Origin of the sequence: Frankia sp. R43 (genome assembly GCF_001306465.1) — a bacterium.
In the GTDB taxonomy this organism is placed as follows: Bacteria; Actinomycetota; Actinomycetes; order Frankiales; family Frankiaceae; genus Parafrankia; species Parafrankia irregularis.
Window position 1 is genome coordinate 385,045 of record NZ_LFCW01000005.1, and the last position, 19,736, is coordinate 404,780.

Consider the following 19,736-nt stretch of genomic DNA (forward strand, 5'->3'; position numbering starts at 1 on the left):
CCAGGCAAGATCTGAGGATCTTGGGATCCCGCACCGCCGCGAAGAACTGGCAATTCACCTCAAAAGGTGCAAACTGCACTTGGTGAACCGCAAGAAGTGAGGATTTTGGTCGTTGGAACGACCAAAATCGTTCACTCTTGCGACTCGCCAAGCCGGGCCACCGGGCCACCGGGATCTCGGAGGCCCGGCCGCGCTCGCGGAGGTCCGGCCGCGCTCGCGGAGCCGGCCCGGTCCACCCGGGCAGGTCAGGTCTGCAGCGGCACCAGCTCGCGGACGAAGCCGTCGAGGAACTCCGGCCAGCCGGCCGGCCCGATCGCCGGGTAGATGACGAACTTGCTCACCCCGGCCGCCACATACCTCGCGATGAGATCCCGCGCCGCGGCCCAGCCCAGCGGCACGAGCTCGGCCGGGTCGCCGTCGGGCCGCCGAGCCCGCAGTGCCTCCACGGTCGACGCCGAAAGCTCGCCGAACGTGACGCGCAGGCTCAGCCCGAAGTGCTCGGGGTCGATCTCCCGGCCCGCCGCCGCGGCCGCGGCGTTGATCGCCGAGATGCCGGCGGCGGCCTCCGCCGGATCGATCAGGCTGGCCAGCCATCCGTCGCCGAGGCGGCCGATGCGACGCAGGGCCGCCGGCGCCGCACCGCCGAGCCAGATGTCGAGTGGGCGGGGCGGGCGGTCACCGATACCGAGATCGGTGACGTCGAAGAACTCACCGTGGAAGGTCACGGACTCCTCGACCAGCAGCCGCCGCACCAGCAGCAGCGCCTCGTCGAACACCGCCCCCCGACGCCCGGCGGGCACCGGGAACGCGGACCTGTCGGCGGCCCGGGCGGGGCCGAGCCCCAGCACGGGCAGAACCCGCCGCGGAGCCAGCGCTGCCATCGTCGCGAGCTGCTTGGCGAGCAGCACGGGATTGCGCCCGGGAAGCACCGCGACGCTGGTTCCCACCTTGAGAGTGCTGGTGCGTCCCAGCGCGTAGGCCATGCCCGCGAGCGGGTCGACAGCCACGGTGGAGAGCTGCTCGGACAACCAGAGCGAGTCCAGGCCGAGCTTCTCCATCGCATCGACACGCTCGGCGAACTCCCCGCCGGACACCGAGGCGAAGCCGATCCCGATACGGATCTTCATACAAGCACCTTATGGCGGACCCCGCGCACAGGACGGCCAGCCGGCCCACGGGCGGCCACGGCGAACGGGTCAAGGTGAACAGGTCGTGAACCGGTCGAACCGGCCAAGGTGAACCGGGGTCAGGGCGAGCGGGGCAGACGAGCGGGGCAGGACGGCCGAGCCGGACAGGACGGACGGGTGGCCGACCACTCCCCGCGAGGACTGGCCCGGCTTGGGCAAATCGGGGCATTGACCCCACCGTGGCGGCCCGGGACCGTTCCATGAATGGGCGACGTCGGCAAGCCAGAACGCATCGTCGAGGACGAACCGATCGGATTTCCAGACGAGGAGCCGCTGACGGCTCCCGTGCACGTCCCGGCCCGGCCCGAACCCGCCGAACCAGCTCAGCCCGTCGAACCCGTCGAACCCGCGGTCGAGCCGGCGCCCGCGTGAGCCTGCTCGGGTGGCGCCAGTGGGCCGTGGACGGCGACGGCCTGCTGCGCCCCGCCTGGACCCCGTGGTCACCGTTCCCCAGCGGCCTGCTGCTGTGGCGCCCCGACGGCCTGACCGAGGCATGTTGCCTGCGCACCGAGACGGGCCGGCAGGCTCCGCACGAGCGGACACCGGCCGATGACTGCGTGTGCGGCCTTTACGCCTGGCGCAGCTCCGCACTGCTCGCGGCGGCCCGCCGGCCACGGTGGACGAGGCACCCCTGCGTGGTCGGCGTGGCCCGGCTGGGCGGCCGCGTGATCATCGCGGAACGCGGTTACCGCGCCGAGCGCGGGTACCCCGTCGCGGTCTTCGACCCGCGCGGCCGGGTTTCTCCGCGTTACTCGGTCGCGCGCTATCGCAGGTGGTCGGCACTCGTCGCCGAATGGGACGAACAGGGCGACCAGCCGCCTCCGCATCGGACCCACAGTAAGCATTAGGGTCTATTCCACGTACATCGGATGGATCAGGGCGCATAGCGCCTCAGGTGTAGACATGCCGCTTCAGCCGCAGATCGGCCCGCGATCGGCTACGTCCGTCCGTGCTGAGGGGGGAACGGTGTGGCAACCTGCGCGGATCCGGCGTCCCAGGCCGTCCGGCCGGCCGCTCCTCCCGCCGGCCCCGCCGGGACGGATGGAACGGTTGGGACGGGCGGGCCCGGCGAGGCCGGCAGCATTCTGACATCCGCGGCCGGTCCAGGCCGGGCCCTGCGCCGGGTTCCCAGATCGCTCGCCGTTCTCGCCGGGTACGTCGCGCTCGCGGTCCTGATCTTCCGGGCGGCGTGGGCGGAGCCCGGCGGCGTGCTCTACGGCGAGAGCGACTCGGTGCTTTTCGCGTGGTATCTCGGCTGGATCCCGCACGCACTCACGTCCGGCCTGGACCCGTTCGTCACGTCCCATCTGAATGCTCCCACCGGCACCAACATCCTCTGGAGCACGCCCGTTCCGCTCCTCGGGCTGCTCGTCGCGCCGGTGACCGCGCTGTTCGGCCCGGTCGTCTCCCTCAACCTCCTGCTGACACTGGCACCGGCGCTGTCGGCGTTCACGCTGTTCCGGGTGCTGCTGCGCTGGCTGTCCGCGCCGGCCGCCGCGCTGGCCGGCCTGCTCTACGGGTTCGGGCCGTACATGATCGGCGAGTCCTACGGCCACCTGCACCTCACCTTCGCGGTCTTCCCACCGCTGCTGCTCGCGCTGCTCGACGACCTGGTGGTGCGGGGGCGGCCGCCGGTCCGCACGGGAGCCCTGCTCGGGCTCGCGGTCGCCGCCCAGGCCCTGATCTCCGAGGAGATCGTGGCGACGTCGGCCCTGATGGGCGGGGCGGGCCTGGTCATCGCGGCGCTCCTGCACCGCGACGTCGCACGGGCCCGCGCCGGGGCGCTCGCGCGCGGCCTGGCTGTCTGCGCGGCCGTCGCCGCAGCGCTGCTGCTGTGGCCGCTGGCCGTCCAGTTCCTGGGCCCACTTCGGGTCCACGGCAACATCCAGCCACACAACGTCGCCGTGTCGGACCTGCTGACCTTCGTCACGCCGACCCCCGCCCAGCTTGTCGCACCCGACATCGCGCTGCGGCACAGCGCGCGGTTCACCGGCAACGCGGTGGAGGTCACCGGCTACCTCGGCCTCCCGCTGGTTCTCGTTGCGGCTGCCGTGGCCATCCGGCTACGGCGTGATCCTCTTGTGGCCCTGTTCGCTCCACTTGCGGTGGTGACGGCGGTGCTCTCCCTCGGCGGCCACCTGCACGTGGACGGCCGGATCACCGGCATTCCACTGCCCTGGCTCGCCCTGGAAGACGCGCCGGTCATCAACAGCGCGCTTCCGTCCCGCTTCGCGCTCTATCTGATGATGTTCGTGGGGATCGTCGTCGCGACCGGCCTGCACCGGGCCGCCACGGCCGCACGCCCCGGCGCCCGGCAGCCAGGGTCCGCACCGCACGCCCTGCATACTCGGTACGCCCCGCACACGCGGCGTACCCCGCATACACAGCACGCCCCGCACACTCGGCACGCCCCGCGCCATCGCGCCCCCCGGCGAGGCACCGCCGGTCAGGAAACCTCGTGGCGAGGGGCCGGCCGACCGGGAACGATCAGCGCAGCCCTCGCCGGCCGCACCAGGCTCGTCATGGCCGTCCTGGCCGCCGTGACCGTCGTGGTGCCGCTGCTGCCACGCGCCCACGTGACGACGGCCGCGGTCACGCCCGCCTTCTTCACCGGTGCCGCGGTGGAGGCCGTTCCCGAAGACGCGACGGCGCTCGTGCTGCCCTACCCCTATCCGTCCCGGACCGAGGCCATGCTGTGGCAGGCCGAGGCGCACTACCGCTTCCGCCTGCCCGGCTGCTACTGCACCATCCCGGGCCCGGACGGCCGCGCCGTGTTCAACGCGTGGACGGACCCCTTGAACAGCGCCCTGGTGGCCATCGAGCAGGGCCGGGCGGACGCCGACGCCGCGCTCGCGGATCCCGCCGTGCGCAGCGCGTTCGCCCAACTCGCGCCGGCGGCGGTCATCCTGGGGCCGACGCCGCGGCGCGCCGAGCTGTCCAGGCTGATGACCGGCATCGTGGGCACACCGCCGAAGCAGGTCGACGGTGTGGAGCTGTGGCTTCTGCGCGGCTGATCCGGCGGAGGACCGGCGGTGGACCGACGGAGATTGCGCCCTTTCGTCGTCGGCTCGAACCTGCGGTGGCCTGACCGCGCACCGTGAGATGGAAAAGCTCGTTGTCGGCGATCCGTCCTCGGTGTCCCGTTGCCAACAGTCGCCTGAGATGCTGGCCACGGTGATGTGTGGGGCCGAGGGGGTCAGGTGGCAGTCGGTCCGGAACGTGCACGGTTCGTCGCGGGACGCTACCGGCTTGTCGCACGGCTCGGAGCAGGCGCGATGGGGACGGTCTGGCGTGCCTTCGACGAGGTCCTGGAGACCGAGGTCGCGCTCAAGGAGATGGAGTTCGCCGGCGGTGTGCCGAGCGACGAGCGGGCCGAACGGGTGGAACGCGCGATGCGCGAAGCCCGGCACGCCGCCAAGCTGCGCGGCCACCCACATGTGGTGACCATCCTGGACGTCGTCCTGGAGAACGGCCTGCCGTGGATCGTCATGGAGCTGGTGCCGTCGCGGTCGCTGTTCGAGATGGTGCGTGACTCCGGGCCGCTGCCGGTGCCGGCGGTCGCCCAGATCGGCGTCGCCGTCATCGACGCGCTGCTCGCCGCCCGCGACCGCGGGATCGTGCACCGCGACGTGAAGCCGTCGAACATCCTGATCGGCACGGACGGACGGGTGGTGCTCACCGACTTCGGTATCGCGACCGGCGACGGCGATCCGACGCTGACCGTGACCGGAGTGCTCGGCACGCCGCTGTACATGGCGCCGGAACGACTGAACAACTCTCCGGCCACGTTCGAAGCCGACCTGTTCAGCCTGGGCGGAACACTGTATTTCGCCGTCGAGGGCCATCCCCCGTTCGAGCGGGAGAGCTTCGGCGCCATGTTGACGTCCGTACTGCTCCATCCGCCGACACCCATGCGACTCGCCGGTCCGCTGGCGGGCGTCCTGACCGGCCTGTTGGAGAAGGAACCACAGCGGCGGCTCCCGGCCGGCGCGGCCCGGTCGATGCTCGGCGAGCTCGCCGACGCGAGGCCGGCCGTGGAGGCGACCGGCACGATCGCGCTAGGCGCTCTGTCGGGCGGCGTCGGCTCCCGGACCGGGACAGCCCTCCTCGGCGGTGCCGGCCAGTCGACACCGACACCGGCGGCGGCGGCGGACGAGCCTGGGCAGCCAGGTAGCGGCGGTCCCGTGGTCCGCGTGGACGGTCTGGGCTGGCGCGCCCGAGCCGACGACACCCCGGCCTCACGGCTCCCACCGACCCTGCCGGATCCGGACGCGCCCACCACCCTCGCGCGCCCCGCTTCACGGCCTACCGCCCCTGCCGACAGCTCCGCTCCACGGCCCACCGGCAGCCCCAGCACGGCCAGCAGACCCAGCCCGGACGCCAGACCCAGCCCGGCCGATGGAGCGCCACCGCCGCCGGCCGAAGTGACCGTCGTCGAACAGGACGGCGCGTTGCTGATCGCCTGGACGGCCTCGCCCGGCGCCGAGAGCTACCGGGTGGTGCGCGTGGTCGCCACCCCCGAGGCCGACAGCGGCCGCCGGGAGCGCAGCCTCGGGATCACCTCCGCCACGGAGCTGTTCGACGCGGGCGTCCCCAAGGGCGTCCAGGTCTGGCACGAGGTGGTCGCGGTCGGCCCGCGCAGCGCGGGCGCGGCCAGGTCCGCGGCGGCCCGTAGCCCGATGCGGACCGTGCTTCCCCCGGTCACCGCCCTGCGCGCCGACATGACCGACGACGCGGTGGCCCTCTCGTGGCGTCTGATGCCCGGTCACGACGAGGTGATCATCGAACGGACCCACGACGAGACGTCGTCCGTCCGGGGGGCGATGCGCCGCTACCGCGGTTTCAAGGGCAGCTTCGTGGACAGCGACGTGCAGGCCGGCGCCGTCTACCGGTACCGCGTCTGGGTCGCCGCCGGCGAGGAGTCGGACGGGCTGCGGCCCGAGACCTTCACCGAGGTCGCCGCCAAGGTCATCGCCCGGCCGCGCGCGGTCGTGGACCTGGAGGCCCGCGACACCCTCGGCGGAACGGTGCTGCGCTGGACGACGGTGCCCGGCTGCGTCGTCCGGGTGTACGCCACACAGGCGCCGCAGCAGGCCGGCCTGGTGGGCACCGGCCCGTTCGGTCCGGCTGACCGCGAGGTCGGCCTGGACTCCCTGAAGGGCCGCGCCAGGGAGGTCGGTGAGAGCCGGCGGGGGCGCCTGGTCGACCGCGAGGGCAGCGGCACCGTCGTCTACACCCCGGTGAGCATCGTGGAGAACCGGGCAGTGATCGGCACCGCGGTCACCCACACCTGCGCCTGACCGCGGCCGGCACCTGACCGCGGCCGGCACCTGCCGCTGCCGGCGGCGGCCCTGCTCCGGCCGGGTGGTGCGACCATTGCCGCCGTGACCATTCCGACCGACCCCTCCTACGGCTACACCGAGATGGACTCGGAGGACGCCAGGGCCGCCAGCCGGCACTACTGGGACAACGAGGCCCCCGCCTACTACGCCGAGCACGGCGAGTTCCTCGGCGACGTCGACTTCTGCTGGTGCCCGGAGGGACTTCGCGAGTCCGACGTACGGCTGCTGGGCGACGTCTCCGGCCGGGTCGTGCTGGAGATCGGCTGCGGCGGGGCCCAGTGCGCGCGGTGGCTGGCCACCCAGGGCGCGACCGTGATCGCCACCGACCTCTCCGCGGGCCAGCTGGCCCAGGCGCGCCGGCTGAACGAAGACACCGGAGTGCCGGTTCCGCTCGTCCAGGCGGACGCGATCACTCTCCCGGTCCGCTCGGAGAGCATCGACATCGCCTGTTCGGCGTTCGGCGCCGTCCCGTTCGTCGCCGACAGCCTGGCGCTGATGCGGGAGGCCGCCCGGGTTCTGCGACCGGGAGGCCGGTGGATCTTCTCCACCACCCACCCCTTCGTGTGGTGTCTGCCGGATGCCCCCGACGCTAACGGGCTAGTCGTCTTCCACAGTTACTTCGATCGTCGCGCGTATACGGAGCATTCCGCCGCAGGTGAACCGCTCTATATAGAGGCACACCGGACGATGGGCGACCGGATCCGGGAGATCGTTGCCGCTGGCCTGGTACTAGTCGATGTCATCGAGCCGGAATGGCCTGAGGGGCACGACCAGGTGTGGGGCCAGTGGGGCCCCCTTCGAGGGCAGTTCGTTCCCTCCACATCGATCTTCGTCACGGCCAAGCCGCACTGACGGCGACCGACCTTCGGGCTATCCGTGGCGTCGCTCACCGCGACTGGAACGGGCCGATCCGCGAGATCCGGCCTACGGTGGGGTTCAGGTCGACGCGACGCCCCAATGCACGGGCGCCGGGAGGTGATCGCCATGCGTGATACGCCAAAAAGCCAGTCGGCCCAGTACTTGCGGGCCTCGATGTACGAGGTGCTCGGGATCGCACCAACGGCTTCGGACGAGGAAGTCCACGCTGCCTATCGCCGCGTGGTGAAACGCGCTCATCCGGATGCCGGCGGATCCCAACGTGCATTCCTTCGGGTAAACGCGGCATACCGGGTGCTTTCTGATCCCGGTATGCGGCGTGCCCATGATCTGTGGCTTGCCCACCTGCTCGACGCCTATGACGAGCCGGGCCGTTCCGGTGGCAACCGTTCGCCGCAGGGACGGGGCACGCCCGGCGGACGGACCGGTTCCGGCGGGCGGGCGGGCTCGGCAGCCCCGGATCCGTCCGGGCGCTCGGGCCGGCCGGATGCCACGGCCCCGGGTCAGGCCCAGGCCGGCGGATCGGGCGCACCGGCGCCGGGCGCGGGCTCACCCGATGCCTGGGCCGGAGCCGCCGGGGCCGCCGGGGCGGGCTCCGGGCCGTTCGGGGCGAGCTCAGGGCCACGCGGGGCCGACTCAGGGCCCTTCGGCAGCGCCGACGGCACCCTGGGCGGCCAGGAGAACCTGGACGAGCCCGGGCACCGGGGCGCCACCAGCGGGCGGCGGCGCTCGCGCCGACGCGCGCAGTCGGCGGACAGCACGGTCTGGCAGTCGGACCAGCCCGACATCTGGGCCGCCTGGTCGGACGACGAGGCGACGGCCTGGAGCCCGAGCCGGCGGGCACGGCACCGGTACCTGATCTCGATGGCACTGTGCCTGACCCTGTTCGTCCTGGCCGGCGCGGTTGTCCGGCTGTACTCCATCCCGGTGGCGCTGGGCATGACCGCGGCCGCGATGATCATTCCGCCGTTGGCGGTCTTCGCGGTCAACACGTCTCGACGTCGCTGATCCCTGACGTCGCTGACACTTACGTCGCTGGTCTCGACGTCGCACGGCCCCGGAGCCGGTGAGGTGCCCACCTCGCCGGCTCCGGGCCGTGTTCCGCACCGGCATGGCTGGGCGTCACGCCGCGAGCGCCCGAGCGGCGCAAAACATGACAGAACACCACGAACCGGAAAACTCAACTTTCTCGAGCCCACCTCAGCAACCGGTGGCACCGGCCTTCGATTAGCCCCGCCGCACTCCCATGAAGTCAACACAAAACGGTCTCACCCCACTGTTGACACAACACCCAAGCCTGGGTGAAGCGGCGCTAATCGACACGGTTATGGTTGGCGCCGCACTCGCTGTTGGGGGCCGACCGTGTATCTCGCGCTTCGCACCGCCGGACGCGCCGCGTCCGCAGGACGCCGGCTACCCGGGCTCGCGGTATGCGCACCGTTCGCGCTGGCTGCTCTGCTCGGGCTAACCGCAGCTTGCTCCAACGACGCCGCCGCGTCCACCTTCACCCCCGCCCCGCATGCCACCAGAGTGCCGCCGGCGGTGTCCGCGGACCCGCTCCCGCCGCTGAGCAGCTTCATCACCCAGGCCGACGGCAGCCGGGTCTCCACGGTCAGCGCCGACTACCTCTTCGACGCCAACAGCGCCGCCCTGCGCCCCGAGGCGGCCACCGCGCTCGCCGGCATCGTGCCCCAGATCCGCGAGCACGACGGGAAGGTCCAGGTCGTCGGCTACAGCGACGGCCTCGGCTCCACGGAGCACAACCTGGAGCTCTCCCGGGATCGCGCGGTCGCCGTCCAGACCTATCTCACGAGTCAGGACATCCCCGCGGCCATGCTCGAGGTCGTCGCCAAGGGCGAGGCGGGCGCCGCCGACAACGTTGCCGACGCCAGCCGGCGCCGGGTCGAGATCGTGCTGAGGTGACCGGGATGACCCGCCTGCGCTTCTCCCGGCCGCGAGGCTCGTCCCGGCTACCGGGCTCGTCCCGGCTACCGGGCTCGTCCCGGCTGCGGGCGACCAGCCTGCTCGCCGCGGCGCTGCTCGTCGCGCCCGCGCTGGCCGGCTGCCAGACGATGGACACGATGCTCGGCAAGAAGGCCGACGGCCCCATCGACTGCACCAGCTACCAGGACGACCCGCCCAAGAGCGACGCCCCGCTGCTGCTGATCTATCTGGATATCTCGGACAACTCACCGGAGAGCGCGTCCCGGATCTCCGAGAACCTGCGCCCCTACTTCGAGGGGGCGCTGCGGGAGGGCCAGTACATCCGCCTGCTCGCCAGCGGCGGCGGAGACGCGGGCCTGACCAGCTCGGACTGCCTCGACGGCGGAGCGCTCTTCAAGATCGACCGGAACAACGACACCCGCGAGGAGAAGGACCGCAACGCCGCGGTGGACGCCCTCACCGAGGAGGTCGACCACATCGTCCAGAGTGAACGGGTCAGCCCCACCGGCAGCGTCACCAAGCTGCTGTCCGGGACGAACGACGAGATCGCCACGCTGCGCGCCGCACCGGGCGCCAGGATCGGCGCGGTGACCGTCGTGGTCTGGACCGACCTGCTGGGCTCCGGCGAGGCCTCCGACTGCCTCAACGTCGACGGCAAGAAGGCGTCGGTGCAGATCGCGGAGGCGATGGTGCGGCGCTGCTTCTCCCCCGAGGCCCAGCAGCTGACCCCCATCACCGATGGCAAGGTCCGCTTCATCGGAGTGAACGCCGGCCCCGCGACCAAGCCACAACAGGACATCGCCCGCTATCTCAAGGGTGAGCTGTGCCGACGGATCAGCAGTGACTGCGGCTGACACCGGGCCGGCCACCGGCCCGGCCGCCCGGACGGCGGCGACCATGCCGGGCGGAGCCGCCTTCCCCACCGGGATCGCCTCCACCGGGATCGCCTCGACGGGGCCACTTCCGGCCGGCGCCGCGTTCGTCGCCGGAACCACGACCGGGCCGCTCCCGGCCGGCGCCGCGTTCACCGCCGGTATCCGGTCCTCCCGCGCCGCCGCCCCTGGAACCGGAACCACGGCCGGGAACGCAGGGAACGCAGGAAACACGTCCACCGCCGCTGCCACCGCCGGAACAGCCACCACCGCGAGGAGGCGACCGATGGGCGTCCTGTTCGAGCCCGAGGAACAGCACTTCAGCCCGGCCCTGATGCGGTCGACGGTGGTCATCCTGACCTGCGTCGTCCTGCTCGCGGTCCTGGAGGTCTGGGTCTGGGTGACCCTGTCGTCGCCGTTCGCCCGGGTCTCCGTGACCGGCTCGATGATTGTCACCGCGGTGAGCTTCTTCATCGCCGGCAACACCTTCCGCCTGCGCGACATCCGCCGCCGGGTCGGCAACCGGGCCCGCGCCGGGCGGATCGCGCCCATTGACGCGCTCTCCACCCTGCCGCCCCGGGAGACCATCGCCCGCCGTTTCATGCTCGGCGCTATCGGCGCCGTCGTCGGGGTCGGCACGCTGGTACTGACGATGATTTTCGCCGGCGACGAGACGGAGGGCGCCCGAGAGGCCATGGTCGCCTCCGTTCTCGGCATCGTCTGCGCCATGCTCTGCTTCGTGGGAGGGACCTTTGCCCGCCCCATCGACTGAGCCTTTCTCGTCGCCGGCCCGGACTCGCCGCACGCCTGACCGTGGACCGTGAGACGAAACAGGCTCACCGAGCCCTCTCCGCCTGATTTCTGATTTCTTTTCTGATTTCTGCGGCCGACCGGAACTGGGAGGCCGTCCAGCCCACCGAGGCCGTCCGCACGAAGACACGGAAAGAGAGACCCTCAGGTGCTGCGCAGGGGAAATCGGCCAGGACGTCTCGCCAAGAAGCTCATCCGGCAGGTGGGGGACGCCGATATCGCGCTGGCGGGGGCCGAGACGCGGCCGAAGGTTCTCAAGAGCCTGGAAGAAGCCGAGGTCCAGGAGGTCCGAGCGGCCGTCCGCGCGGACGCGAGAACCCTTGAGGAACTGATCGCCGAGCTCCGGATGGAGATCGACTCGCGGGCGGAACGCCGTGAGCGGCGCACCGAGCTGATCAGGAACCGGGTCGAGCAGGGCCGGCTCTGGCGCACCGTCGGCATCCAGGAGCGCATTCCCCTGATGCCGTTCGCCCCGCTGATCCGGACCCTGGTCCTCACCGTGCTCGCCTCCCTCGACTTCTTCGTCTTCGCCGAGGCCTACGGCGTGCTCACCGACGCCGCGGACTACGGCGTCAGCTGGTTCCTGGGCGGCATCCTGGGCATCGCGGTCTTCATCGCCGGCATGGTGCTCGCCCACGCGATCAAGGGCGCGATCCTGGCCCGTGCCCAGGTCCAGCTGCTCAAGGCCGCGGACGCCGGCACCGTGAAGGTGGATGCCGAGACCCGCGAGCAGCTCGTCACCACCCAGTCCTCGGCACTGGCACTCGCCCTGACCTCGATCGTCTTCCTGCTGCTGTCGATCGCGGGAATCATGGTCCGCATCCAGGGCGCGGCGACCGACGGCAGCGACGGGCCCGCGATCCTGTTCACCGCGCTGATCCCCTTCGTGGCGGTCGTCGTCGAGCTGTCCCTGCACGACCCGACCGAGCGGGACGAGCCGATGCCCAACTTCGTCGACCGGCGGCTGGAGCGGCGCCTCGCGAAGGCGGAGCGACGGCTGCGGATCGTCGCGGCGCAGGTCGAGGCGAAGGTGGCGAAAATCGAGAAGCTGTACCGGGTCGAGGAGGCGATCCTCGACGTCGAGCAGCGGGACATGGGGCTTCGGCACACCACGGACCTCGTGCTCGGCGGTGGGCACCAGATTCCCGCCGTGGCCACGAACGGCCGCTCCACCGAGGCCGACCGGGAACACCTGGAGAAGACCCTGAAGATGGCGCGCCGCGCCTGATTCCGGCGGATCGGCGGGCACCCGCCCTTTCGCCACGGCCGGCACGACGGACCACGAGGGACCACGGTGGGCCGCGGCGAACCACGGGAAGCGCTATGACCGGCGCCACCGCCCGCAACCCCCGGACGCGCCTGCCGGTCAGTGCCCCGAACCGGCTCGGCGCCAGCCGCGACGTGATGGACTTGGCTACGTGGACCAGATCTTCTCCGTTGACGAGGCCCGTGCCCTGATGCCCGAAATCCACGAACGCGCCGCCGAATTCGTGGCGCGTCGGGCTGATCTCACGGAGCTCAGCGCGGCCCTCTCCGAAGGCGCGTCATCGCCGAAGGGCGGCCTCGCCGAGATGAAGGCCCTGCAGGCCTGGCTGTCCGAAGCGCTGGCCTGGTTTCCAGCCCACGGCATCCAGGTCAAGGGGGCCGCTCCGCTCCTGATCGACTTCCCTTCTGTCCTCGACGGCGAGAGCGTGCTCCTCTGCTGGATCGAGGGCGAGCCCGAGCTCGCCTGGTACCACCGGGCCGACCTCGGTTTCGCCGCCCGGCGCCGCCTCCCGGACTAGGCCCCGGGATCCGCCGCCTGGCGACCCACCGAGGATCCCGCACCGCCACACAACGCCATCAATTCCTACCAACAGCCGCAAACGGCGCCTGACAATCCGCAAGAAGTGCGGATCTCGGTTGTTGCAGCAGCCAGAATCCTCACTTCTTGCTCAGCAGCATCGGTAGCAACAGCGGGCCTTCACGCTCCACGTTCCGGCTGGCGGAGCAGAATGGCCGGGTGCTCACCGAGGACGACATCGACGACATCACCATCCGTGCCGCGGGTGACGGCCGGCACGAACAGGCGGCGGCCGAGTTCGAGGACCTCGCCGGCCAGCCCGCGCTTCACGGCGAGATCAGCGCCACGACGCTGCTGGTCCACGCGGGAGGCCAGTACGGCCTCGCCCGCCGGTGGGACGAGGCCGTGCGCTGCTACCGCGCCGCCCTGGTCGCTTCACGCGACAGCGGGCGGGAGGAGTTCGATCCCAGGGTCTGGCTGCACGACGCGCTCCTGCGTTGGAACAGTGACAGTACGGCGACCGCAGCGCCCGTCACCGACGAGCCGGACCGCGGCGCCGACGCCACCGCCACGCCCGACGCCACCGAGCGGCTCGAGCGCGCCACCGAGGCCACAGCTCTGCTGGCCGAGATCAAGGCAAGCCGGCCCAGGGACCCGGACGTCTACGCGGCGGTTGCCGAGACCCTGGCGGAGCACGACCAGCTCGTCGAGGCGCACACCTGGTACACGATGGGCTTCCAGCGGTGCCAGCGCGCCGACGTCCCGGAGTACCTGCTTCAGCTGCTGCTCGTCGGGCGCCGCACGATGCGACGCAAGCTCGACTACCCTCTCGACGAGCTCGACCTGATCGCCGACGCCTACGTCGACCACCAGGAGCAGGTGGCCGAGCGCTCCGTCAACTAGGCCGGTCAACAAGTTCGTTCCGTGCTGCGGCCAGGTTTCGCGCGGCCGACCGCCCATGACGCCACGCCGGAGAATCAGCCAACCAATAACCGTTCTCAGCGTGTTCCCGAAGCCGCACCCCTGTACTACGATCCAGTGCGGGGGATGCTACTTGTTTTTTGATCGGGAGCAAGCGCAGGCCGCACTACCCAACTACCAGCTGGGCAGGCCACTCGGAAGCGGCCGTTTCGGATTTGTTGTCGCCGGGCGCCATCGAAATCTCGACCGACCGGTGGCCATCAAGACCATCCTGTTGGATGACGCCGTGGACGGCGATCTCGCCCGAGAAGCACGGGTGATCGCCGGGGTTGACCATCCGCATGTGGTCCGAGTCTACGACTATGTGGAGCGGGACGACGTCGCGTACATCGTGATGGAGCTGCTCTCCGGGGGAAGCCTGCGGGAATGGTCCCGACGCGGGAGTGTCACCCCGGCAGCGGTGTGCGCGGTCGGGGTCGCGCTCGCCTGGGCGCTGGACGATGTGCACGCCAGCGGAGTTCTGCACCGTGACATCAAGCCGGCGAACATTCTGTTCGCGGCCGACCGGGCGCCCAAACTGACCGATTTCGGGATCGCGAAGGTCCTTGCCGCCGCCCATGCCACGGCCAGCAGAATCATCGGCTCGACTCCCTACATGGCACCCGAGCAGTACACGCTCGGCCGGCTCGCTCCGGCCACCGACGTTTACGCACTGGGTGCCGTCCTCTATGAGCTGCTCGCCGGTCGGCCGCCCTTTCTCGCACCACCCGAGAGCCAGCGAATCAGCGAGGAGCACGTCTTCGGGCCGGTACCTCCCCTGTCCGGTGCTCCGGCGCCGGTCGCGGATGTCATCCTGCGTGCGTTGAGCAAAGAGGCTCGGGACCGTCAGAACACGGCAGGAATGTTCGCCGAGGAACTGATGAGCGCGGCCGGCGATGCGCTCGGCGCGGACTGGGCAGACTCCGCCGGGATCACGGTGCGGGTCCCGGACCTCCACAGGGCCGTACCGGATCCGTTGTCCAGGACAATCCGCGAGCAGGACACGAGGGAGACGGTCCGGGTGGCAAGGGACGGGCGGAGGGCTGATCCGGCCAGCGGGGACCGGGCGTTCCAGCCGTACCCCGGCCGGCGGTGGGCCTACACGCTCACGGGGCTGCTCGCGGTCATCACCGCCGTCATCACTCTGGTGGCCGCGGTCTGGCCACCGGGTCGGCCCGAGCCGTGGAGCACCACCCGGTCGGTGCGACTCATCGGAGCGGTGGCACTCGCCGTCGACCCGGGCGGCAACCTGCTGCTCACCGATCAGGTGAAAGGAACCCTGATCAGGGTGACTCCGCAGGAGGACTTCGAGACGATCATCGGGATCCAGGACAGTGACGAGCCCTCGCGCGGCCTGGCGGAGGGCGAGCCCGGCTCGTGGCGGGAAGCCAGCTCGGCCCATCTCAACGGGCCCACGGGTGTGGCGGCCACCTCCGACGGCGCGATCTTCGTGGCGGATGCCGGGAACTGCGTCGTACGCGTCGTCCGTAAGATCGGGAAGAGCTGGAGCACGAACACCATCACCGGCGATGGGCGGACGTCGGAGAGCGATGGCTGCACCGACCGCGGCGCCGAGCCCGGCAGGAACCTGCAGCTGCGGAGAACGGCCGACATCGGAACCCCGACTGATGTGGCCGTCGACGCCGACGACAATCTGTATATCGCGACGGGGCCGGCGGGCCAGGTCTGGAAGCTCCGCCGGACCACCGGCGAATGGTCGGAACGGATCCCCTATGCCAGTACTCTCGAACTGGTCGCCGGGACAATGTACGCGGGTCCCGAATCCAACGAGTCTCTCGACAGGTTCGACGGCGAGACCAGTGCCACGGATGCGGATCTGGACCACGTCTTCAGCCTCGCCGTCAGCCAGAGCGGCAATATATGGCTGCTCAGCAAGATGAACAGGGAGAAGACTCCGCTCGGCACGGACCGGTTGCACCTCGTCGAACCCGACGGCTCGATCAGGACAGTCCTGTCCTGGCCGCCCGGGCGTGAGATCCGCGATCTCGGCACCGCTGGCAACGATCCGTCAGCCGTACTCGCCACCGAACGTGGAGACGGGATGATATACACCGTCAGCGCCTCCGGCGAGGCGGAGGTGTGGAGAGTAGGACGGGCGTGCTCCCAGCTCAACGGCCTCGCCAGGGATAATCAGGGAGACCTCTTCCTGAGCTGCTCGTCCGATCTCGCCGATGGCGGGTCATATGTACTTCTGGCGCGCCCCGCGGAGAAGGGCACCCCGAACTCCCCGACAAGGATTCTCACGTGAGCCAGACGGCCCAGGATTCCGACGAGGCGACCCTCGAAGCCGTCCGGGCGGTGTGGGAGCGCGCTGCGGCGACAGCGAGCAGATCCGTTACGCTGCTGTTTGTCTGTGCCGCGCTCTTCGAGTTGCTCGCGGATAAGAAGGCAACCGAGGGGGGCTTCGACCTGCCACTGGTCGAGCTGGTGGTCGCAAGCGACACCTGGTATCTGCTGCCGGTCGCGAGCGCCTATCTGTACCTGAACTTCGTCCGCTCCTCCTTCACCTGCCTCGACCTCGACCTGGAGCACCGCCAGCTGCTGCGAAGAAGGTTCTGGCACGAGGAAACCCGTGAGGTCGCGCGGGTGCACGCGCTCTATCGCCCGCAGCACATCGTCTCGTTCGTTCTCCCGGATCCCCACGACCCGCCCGGGGCCAGGTTCATCCAGGCCTTCTCACTGTTGGCGTCAAGCGTGCTCGTAGTACTTCCGGTCGTGTTCTTCATCCACGCAGGCCACAAGATCCACACTCTGCAGGGTGTGGAGGCACCGGTCCGCCTGCTCACGCTGGCCGGAATGACGCTCATCGCCTCCCTGGCGCTTGCGCTGGTAGTACTACGCATCGGTGCGGAGATCGCGCGCCCACGCGCGGAGACCCCGTCGGCTTCGACGGATCCGGGCGGTACTCGCGGCACCGGGTGAGTTCCAGCGGCGCAGGACCGATGCGGCCAGCCCAGTACAGCCAGTCGCCGGGCCTGTTCCGATCGCGGTCCCGGCACCGCGAGCAGGCCGGCCGGGACCAGGGCCAAGATCAGGAGTCGGGGGCCAGCACCGGGCGGATCGCGTCGAGGACCGCCACGTCCTCGATGGTGGACGGAACCGCCGGCGAGCGGCCGTCCGCCAGCTCACGCATGGTCCGGCGCAGGATCTTGCCGGACCGGGTCTTGGGCAGCGCGGCGACGACGTCCACCCGCCGCAGTGAGGCGACCGGCCCGATCTCGGCGCGGACCAACGCCACGAGCTCGGCCTCCAGCGCCGCCGAAGAGGTCTGCACGCCGCTCTTCACGACCACGAGCCCGCGCGGCACCTGCCCCTTGAAGGTGTCCGCCACGCCGACTACCGCGCATTCGGCCACCGCCGGATGCGAGGCGAGCACCGCCTCCATCGAACCGGCGGAGAGCCGATGGCCGGCCACGTTGATCACGTCGTCGGTGCGCCCGAGGACGTACAGATAACCGTCGTCGTCCACGAAGCCGCCGTCGCCGGTCAGGTAGTAGCCGGCGAACGCCGAGAGATACGACGCGACGTAGCGGTCGTCGTCCTCCCACAGCGTGGGCAGGGTGCCGGGCGGCAGCGGCAGCCGCAGGCAGATGGCGCCCTCGACCCCGGCGGCGACCTCCTCGCCCGCCGGGCCGAGCACCCGGACGTCATACCCCGGCATCGGGACGGACGGGCTCCCGGCCTTGAGCGGCATCCGCTCCAGCCCGAACGGCGAGGAGCAGATCGCCCAGCCGGTCTCGGTCTGCCACCAGTTGTCGATCACCGGGAGCCCGAGCACCGCCGTGGCCCAGTCGAACGTCGCCGGGTCCAGGCGCTCACCGGCGAGGAAGAGCGCCCGCAGCGAGGCGAGGTCGTACCTGCCGGCCAGGGCGCCCGCCGGGTCCTCCTTCTTGATCGCGCGGATCGCGGTGGGCGCGGTGAACAGGATGTTCACCCCGTGCTCCGCGATCACTCGCCAGAAGGCCCCCGCGTCGGGGGTGCCCACCGGCTTCCCCTCGTACAGGATGGTCGTCGCACCGGCGATCAGCGGCGCGTAGACCGTGTACGAGTGGCCGACCGCCCACCCGATGTCGGAGGCGGCCCACATCACGTCGCCTGGCCCGATGCCGTACACGTTGCGCATCGACCAGGCCATCGCGACCGCGTGGCCGCCGTTGTCCCGCACGATCCCCTTCGGGCGCCCGGTCGTCCCGGACGTGTAAAGGATGTACAGCGGGTCCGTCGCCGCGACCGGGACCGCCGGGTGCGGCGGCGCCGCGGTGACGAGCGGCTCCCAGTCGTGGTCCCGACCGGCGAGCAGCTCGCAGCGCTGCTGTTCGCGCTGGACGATGACGCAGGCCGCCGGCTTGTGGGTGGCCAGGGCGATGGCCTCGTCCAGCATCGGCTTGTAGGGCACCAGCCGCGTCGGCTCGATGCCGCAGGACGCGCTGACGATCGCCACCGGGCGGGCGTCGTCGATGCGGGCCGCGAGCTCCGGGGCGGCGAAGCCACCGAAGACCACCGAGTGGACCGCACCGAGCCGGGCACAGGCCAGCATCGCCACGACCGCCTCGGGGATCATGGGCAGGTAGATGATGACCCGGTCGCCGCGCCCGACCCCGAGCGACGCGAGCGCGCCGGCGGCCCGGGCCACCTCGTCGGTGAGCTGGGCGAAGGTGAGGCGGCGGGTGGTGCCCGCCACGGGCGAGTCGTAGACCAGTGCGGTGGCGTCCCCGCGGCCGGCGTCGACGTGCCGGTCCAGGGCGTTCACGCTGGTGTTCAGCTCCGCGTCGGGAAACCAGCGGTAGAAGGGCGGGGTGCCGGCGTCGAGGACCCGGACCGGCGGGCGGGTCCAGGTGACCGCCTCCGCCGCGGCGCCCCAGAAGCCCTCGGGGTCGGCCTGCCAGTCGTCGTACGCGCGCCGGTATTCGCCCATGCCTGCCATCCTCTCGCCGACGCGCCGTCTGTCCAGAGCACTTTGACGCTGGACGGACGGCGGCGTCGGCGCGCCGCGGTCAGCCGTGCCGCGGTCAGGCGTGCCGCAATCAGGCGTGGCCGGTCTGCGGGCCGAGGACCCGCGCGGTGATCCCCGCGACGAACCCGCGGCGCAGCAGGCGGGACGCGTTCGAGGTCAGGTAGTTGAGCCGACCGTCGATCACGTAGGGCTGGCCGCGCTCCAACGCCCGGAAGGCGCTGGTCACAACCTCCTCGGTGGTGCGCAGCCGGCCGCCCGCGCTCATCGTCGACCCGAGGGCGTCGAAGAAGCTGGTGTCGGTCGGCCCGGGGCACAGCGCGAGCACCTGGATACCGCGGGACCGGTACTCGGCCCACAGCGCGATCGAGAAGGACAACACGAAGGCCTTCGACGCGCCGTAGACAGCCATGTAGGGGACCGCCTGGAAACCCGACGTCGACGAGACGTTGATCAGTGTCCCGCATCCGCGTTCGACCATGGCGGGCAACAGCAGGTGGGTCAGCCGCTCGACCGCGACGGCGTTGAGCATGACCTCGCGGTGGTCTCGTTCGGCGGCCAGCTCGTCATACCGGCCGCGTGTTCCGAAGCCGGCGTTGTTGATGAGCACGTCGATCTGGTGGCCGTCGGCCAGCACCCGTTCGATCAGGTCGTCCGGGCCGCTCTCCTCGGAGAGATCCGCCGGGACAACGGCGACGTCCACGCCGTGCAGGAGTCGAATTCTGTCCGCGACGGCCCGCAGGCGCGTCTGGTCCGGCGCGGTGAGGACGAGATCGGCCCCGCGCCCGGCCAACGCTTCGGCCAGGGCGGCGCCGATCCCCGAAGAAGCACCCGTCACCAGCGCGGTTCGGCCGCGGAAATCGGTCACGTCGCCAAGCTCCTCAGGTCGGTGACGGAGCGCCGGACAGCCCGCCGGCGGCCGAGCCGGTCTCGACCGCCAAACAGCGACGAACAGTGACGAAACGGGAGGGATAGGACGGACTGGGGCGC

The 19,736-nt window shown here is 71.0% G+C and carries 17 protein-coding genes; 14 read left to right on the plus strand and 3 right to left on the minus strand.

All coding sequences use genetic code 11. The features are described from left to right. Window positions 1–245: 245 nt before the first annotated feature. Window positions 246–1,127: a TIGR03854 family LLM class F420-dependent oxidoreductase gene (locus ACG83_RS22580; protein ID WP_054568229.1), complete on the minus strand. Its 882-nt coding sequence runs from the start codon at window positions 1,125–1,127 to the stop codon at window positions 246–248. Between the two features lie 264 nt (window positions 1,128–1,391). Here ACG83_RS22580 and ACG83_RS46130 point away from each other — a divergent pair, with 264 nt between their 5' ends. From ACG83_RS46130 to ACG83_RS22645, 14 genes are all read left to right on the plus strand, one after another. Then, window positions 1,392–1,559 (plus strand): hypothetical protein, encoded by a 168-nt coding sequence (locus ACG83_RS46130; protein WP_198955674.1) that lies wholly within the window; start codon window positions 1,392–1,394, stop codon window positions 1,557–1,559. Next, entirely contained in the window at window positions 1,556–2,035 is a 480-nt protein-coding gene (locus tag ACG83_RS22585) for a hypothetical protein (protein ID WP_054568230.1), read from the plus strand. Before ACG83_RS46130 ends, ACG83_RS22585 begins: the two co-directional genes overlap by 4 nt. 120 nt (window positions 2,036–2,155) lie before the next feature. Next, window positions 2,156–4,201 carry a hypothetical protein gene (locus ACG83_RS41640; protein WP_235498101.1) on the plus strand — a complete coding sequence of 682 codons (2,046 nt, stop codon included), beginning with the start codon at window positions 2,156–2,158 and terminating at the stop codon, window positions 4,199–4,201. Window positions 4,202–4,387: 186 nt separating this feature from the next. Then, window positions 4,388–6,487 (plus strand): serine/threonine-protein kinase, encoded by a 2,100-nt coding sequence (locus tag ACG83_RS22595; RefSeq protein WP_054568231.1) that lies wholly within the window; start codon window positions 4,388–4,390, stop codon window positions 6,485–6,487. A gap of 123 nt (window positions 6,488–6,610) precedes the next feature. Further along, window positions 6,611–7,381, plus strand: a complete 771-nt coding sequence (locus ACG83_RS22600) for a class I SAM-dependent methyltransferase (protein WP_054568571.1) — start codon at window positions 6,611–6,613, stop codon at window positions 7,379–7,381. Window positions 7,382–7,513: 132 nt separating this feature from the next. After that, entirely contained in the window at window positions 7,514–8,413 is a 900-nt protein-coding gene (locus ACG83_RS22605; RefSeq protein ID WP_054568572.1) for a DnaJ domain-containing protein, read from the plus strand. A gap of 354 nt (window positions 8,414–8,767) precedes the next feature. After that, window positions 8,768–9,328, plus strand: a complete 561-nt coding sequence (locus tag ACG83_RS22610) for an OmpA family protein (RefSeq protein WP_054568232.1) — start codon at window positions 8,768–8,770, stop codon at window positions 9,326–9,328. A gap of 5 nt (window positions 9,329–9,333) precedes the next feature. Then, a complete protein-coding gene (locus ACG83_RS22615) occupies window positions 9,334–10,203 on the plus strand; it encodes a hypothetical protein (RefSeq protein ID WP_054568233.1) in 870 nt (289 codons plus the stop codon). Continuing rightward, the gene (locus tag ACG83_RS46865) at window positions 10,190–10,993 is read left to right on the plus strand and encodes a hypothetical protein (RefSeq protein ID WP_235498102.1); all 804 of its coding nucleotides are present in this window, start codon (window positions 10,190–10,192) and stop codon (window positions 10,991–10,993) included. The genes ACG83_RS22615 and ACG83_RS46865 overlap by 14 nt, the downstream gene beginning before the upstream one ends. A gap of 186 nt (window positions 10,994–11,179) precedes the next feature. After that, complete coding sequence (locus ACG83_RS22625; protein ID WP_006540001.1) at window positions 11,180–12,259, plus strand: hypothetical protein; 1,080 nt, start codon at window positions 11,180–11,182, stop codon at window positions 12,257–12,259. 190 nt (window positions 12,260–12,449) lie between these two features. Continuing rightward, a complete protein-coding gene (locus ACG83_RS22630; RefSeq protein ID WP_006540000.1) occupies window positions 12,450–12,815 on the plus strand; it encodes a DUF2203 domain-containing protein in 366 nt (121 codons plus the stop codon). Between the two features lie 218 nt (window positions 12,816–13,033). Continuing rightward, entirely contained in the window at window positions 13,034–13,717 is a 684-nt protein-coding gene (locus ACG83_RS22635; protein WP_054568234.1) for a hypothetical protein, read from the plus strand. 55 nt (window positions 13,718–13,772) lie between these two features. Then, window positions 13,773–16,043, plus strand: a complete 2,271-nt coding sequence (locus ACG83_RS22640) for a serine/threonine-protein kinase (protein ID WP_083473462.1) — start codon at window positions 13,773–13,775, stop codon at window positions 16,041–16,043. Further along, window positions 16,040–16,717 carry a hypothetical protein gene (locus ACG83_RS22645; protein ID WP_054568236.1) on the plus strand — a complete coding sequence of 226 codons (678 nt, stop codon included), beginning with the start codon at window positions 16,040–16,042 and terminating at the stop codon, window positions 16,715–16,717. The genes ACG83_RS22640 and ACG83_RS22645 overlap by 4 nt, the downstream gene beginning before the upstream one ends. A gap of 109 nt (window positions 16,718–16,826) precedes the next feature. Here the strand turns inward: ACG83_RS22645 and ACG83_RS22650 are convergent, their stop codons facing one another. Both ACG83_RS22650 and ACG83_RS22655 read right to left on the minus strand, forming a co-directional pair. After that, a complete protein-coding gene (locus tag ACG83_RS22650) occupies window positions 16,827–18,710 on the minus strand; it encodes an AMP-binding protein (RefSeq protein ID WP_200931360.1) in 1,884 nt (627 codons plus the stop codon). 109 nt (window positions 18,711–18,819) lie between these two features. Next, a complete protein-coding gene (locus ACG83_RS22655) occupies window positions 18,820–19,614 on the minus strand; it encodes an SDR family oxidoreductase (protein ID WP_054568238.1) in 795 nt (264 codons plus the stop codon). Between the last annotated feature and the right edge of the window lie 122 nt (window positions 19,615–19,736).

What these genes read in the sequence shown, in the direction of transcription:
- ACG83_RS22580 (WP_054568229.1), bottom strand. Translation starts at nt 1,127, where the DNA reads ATGAAGATCCGTATCGGGATCGGCTTCGCCTCGGTGTCCGGCGGGGAG.
- ACG83_RS46130 (WP_198955674.1), top strand. Translation starts at nt 1,392, where the DNA reads ATGGGCGACGTCGGCAAGCCAGAACGCATCGTCGAGGACGAACCGATC.
- ACG83_RS22600 (WP_054568571.1), top strand. Translation starts at nt 6,611, where the DNA reads ATGGACTCGGAGGACGCCAGGGCCGCCAGCCGGCACTACTGGGACAAC.
- ACG83_RS22605 (WP_054568572.1), top strand. Translation starts at nt 7,514, where the DNA reads ATGCGTGATACGCCAAAAAGCCAGTCGGCCCAGTACTTGCGGGCCTCG.
- ACG83_RS22615 (WP_054568233.1), top strand. Translation starts at nt 9,334, where the DNA reads ATGACCCGCCTGCGCTTCTCCCGGCCGCGAGGCTCGTCCCGGCTACCG.
- ACG83_RS22640 (WP_083473462.1), top strand. Translation starts at nt 13,773, where the DNA reads ATGACGCCACGCCGGAGAATCAGCCAACCAATAACCGTTCTCAGCGTG.
- ACG83_RS22650 (WP_200931360.1), bottom strand. Translation starts at nt 18,710, where the DNA reads ATGGGCGAATACCGGCGCGCGTACGACGACTGGCAGGCCGACCCCGAG.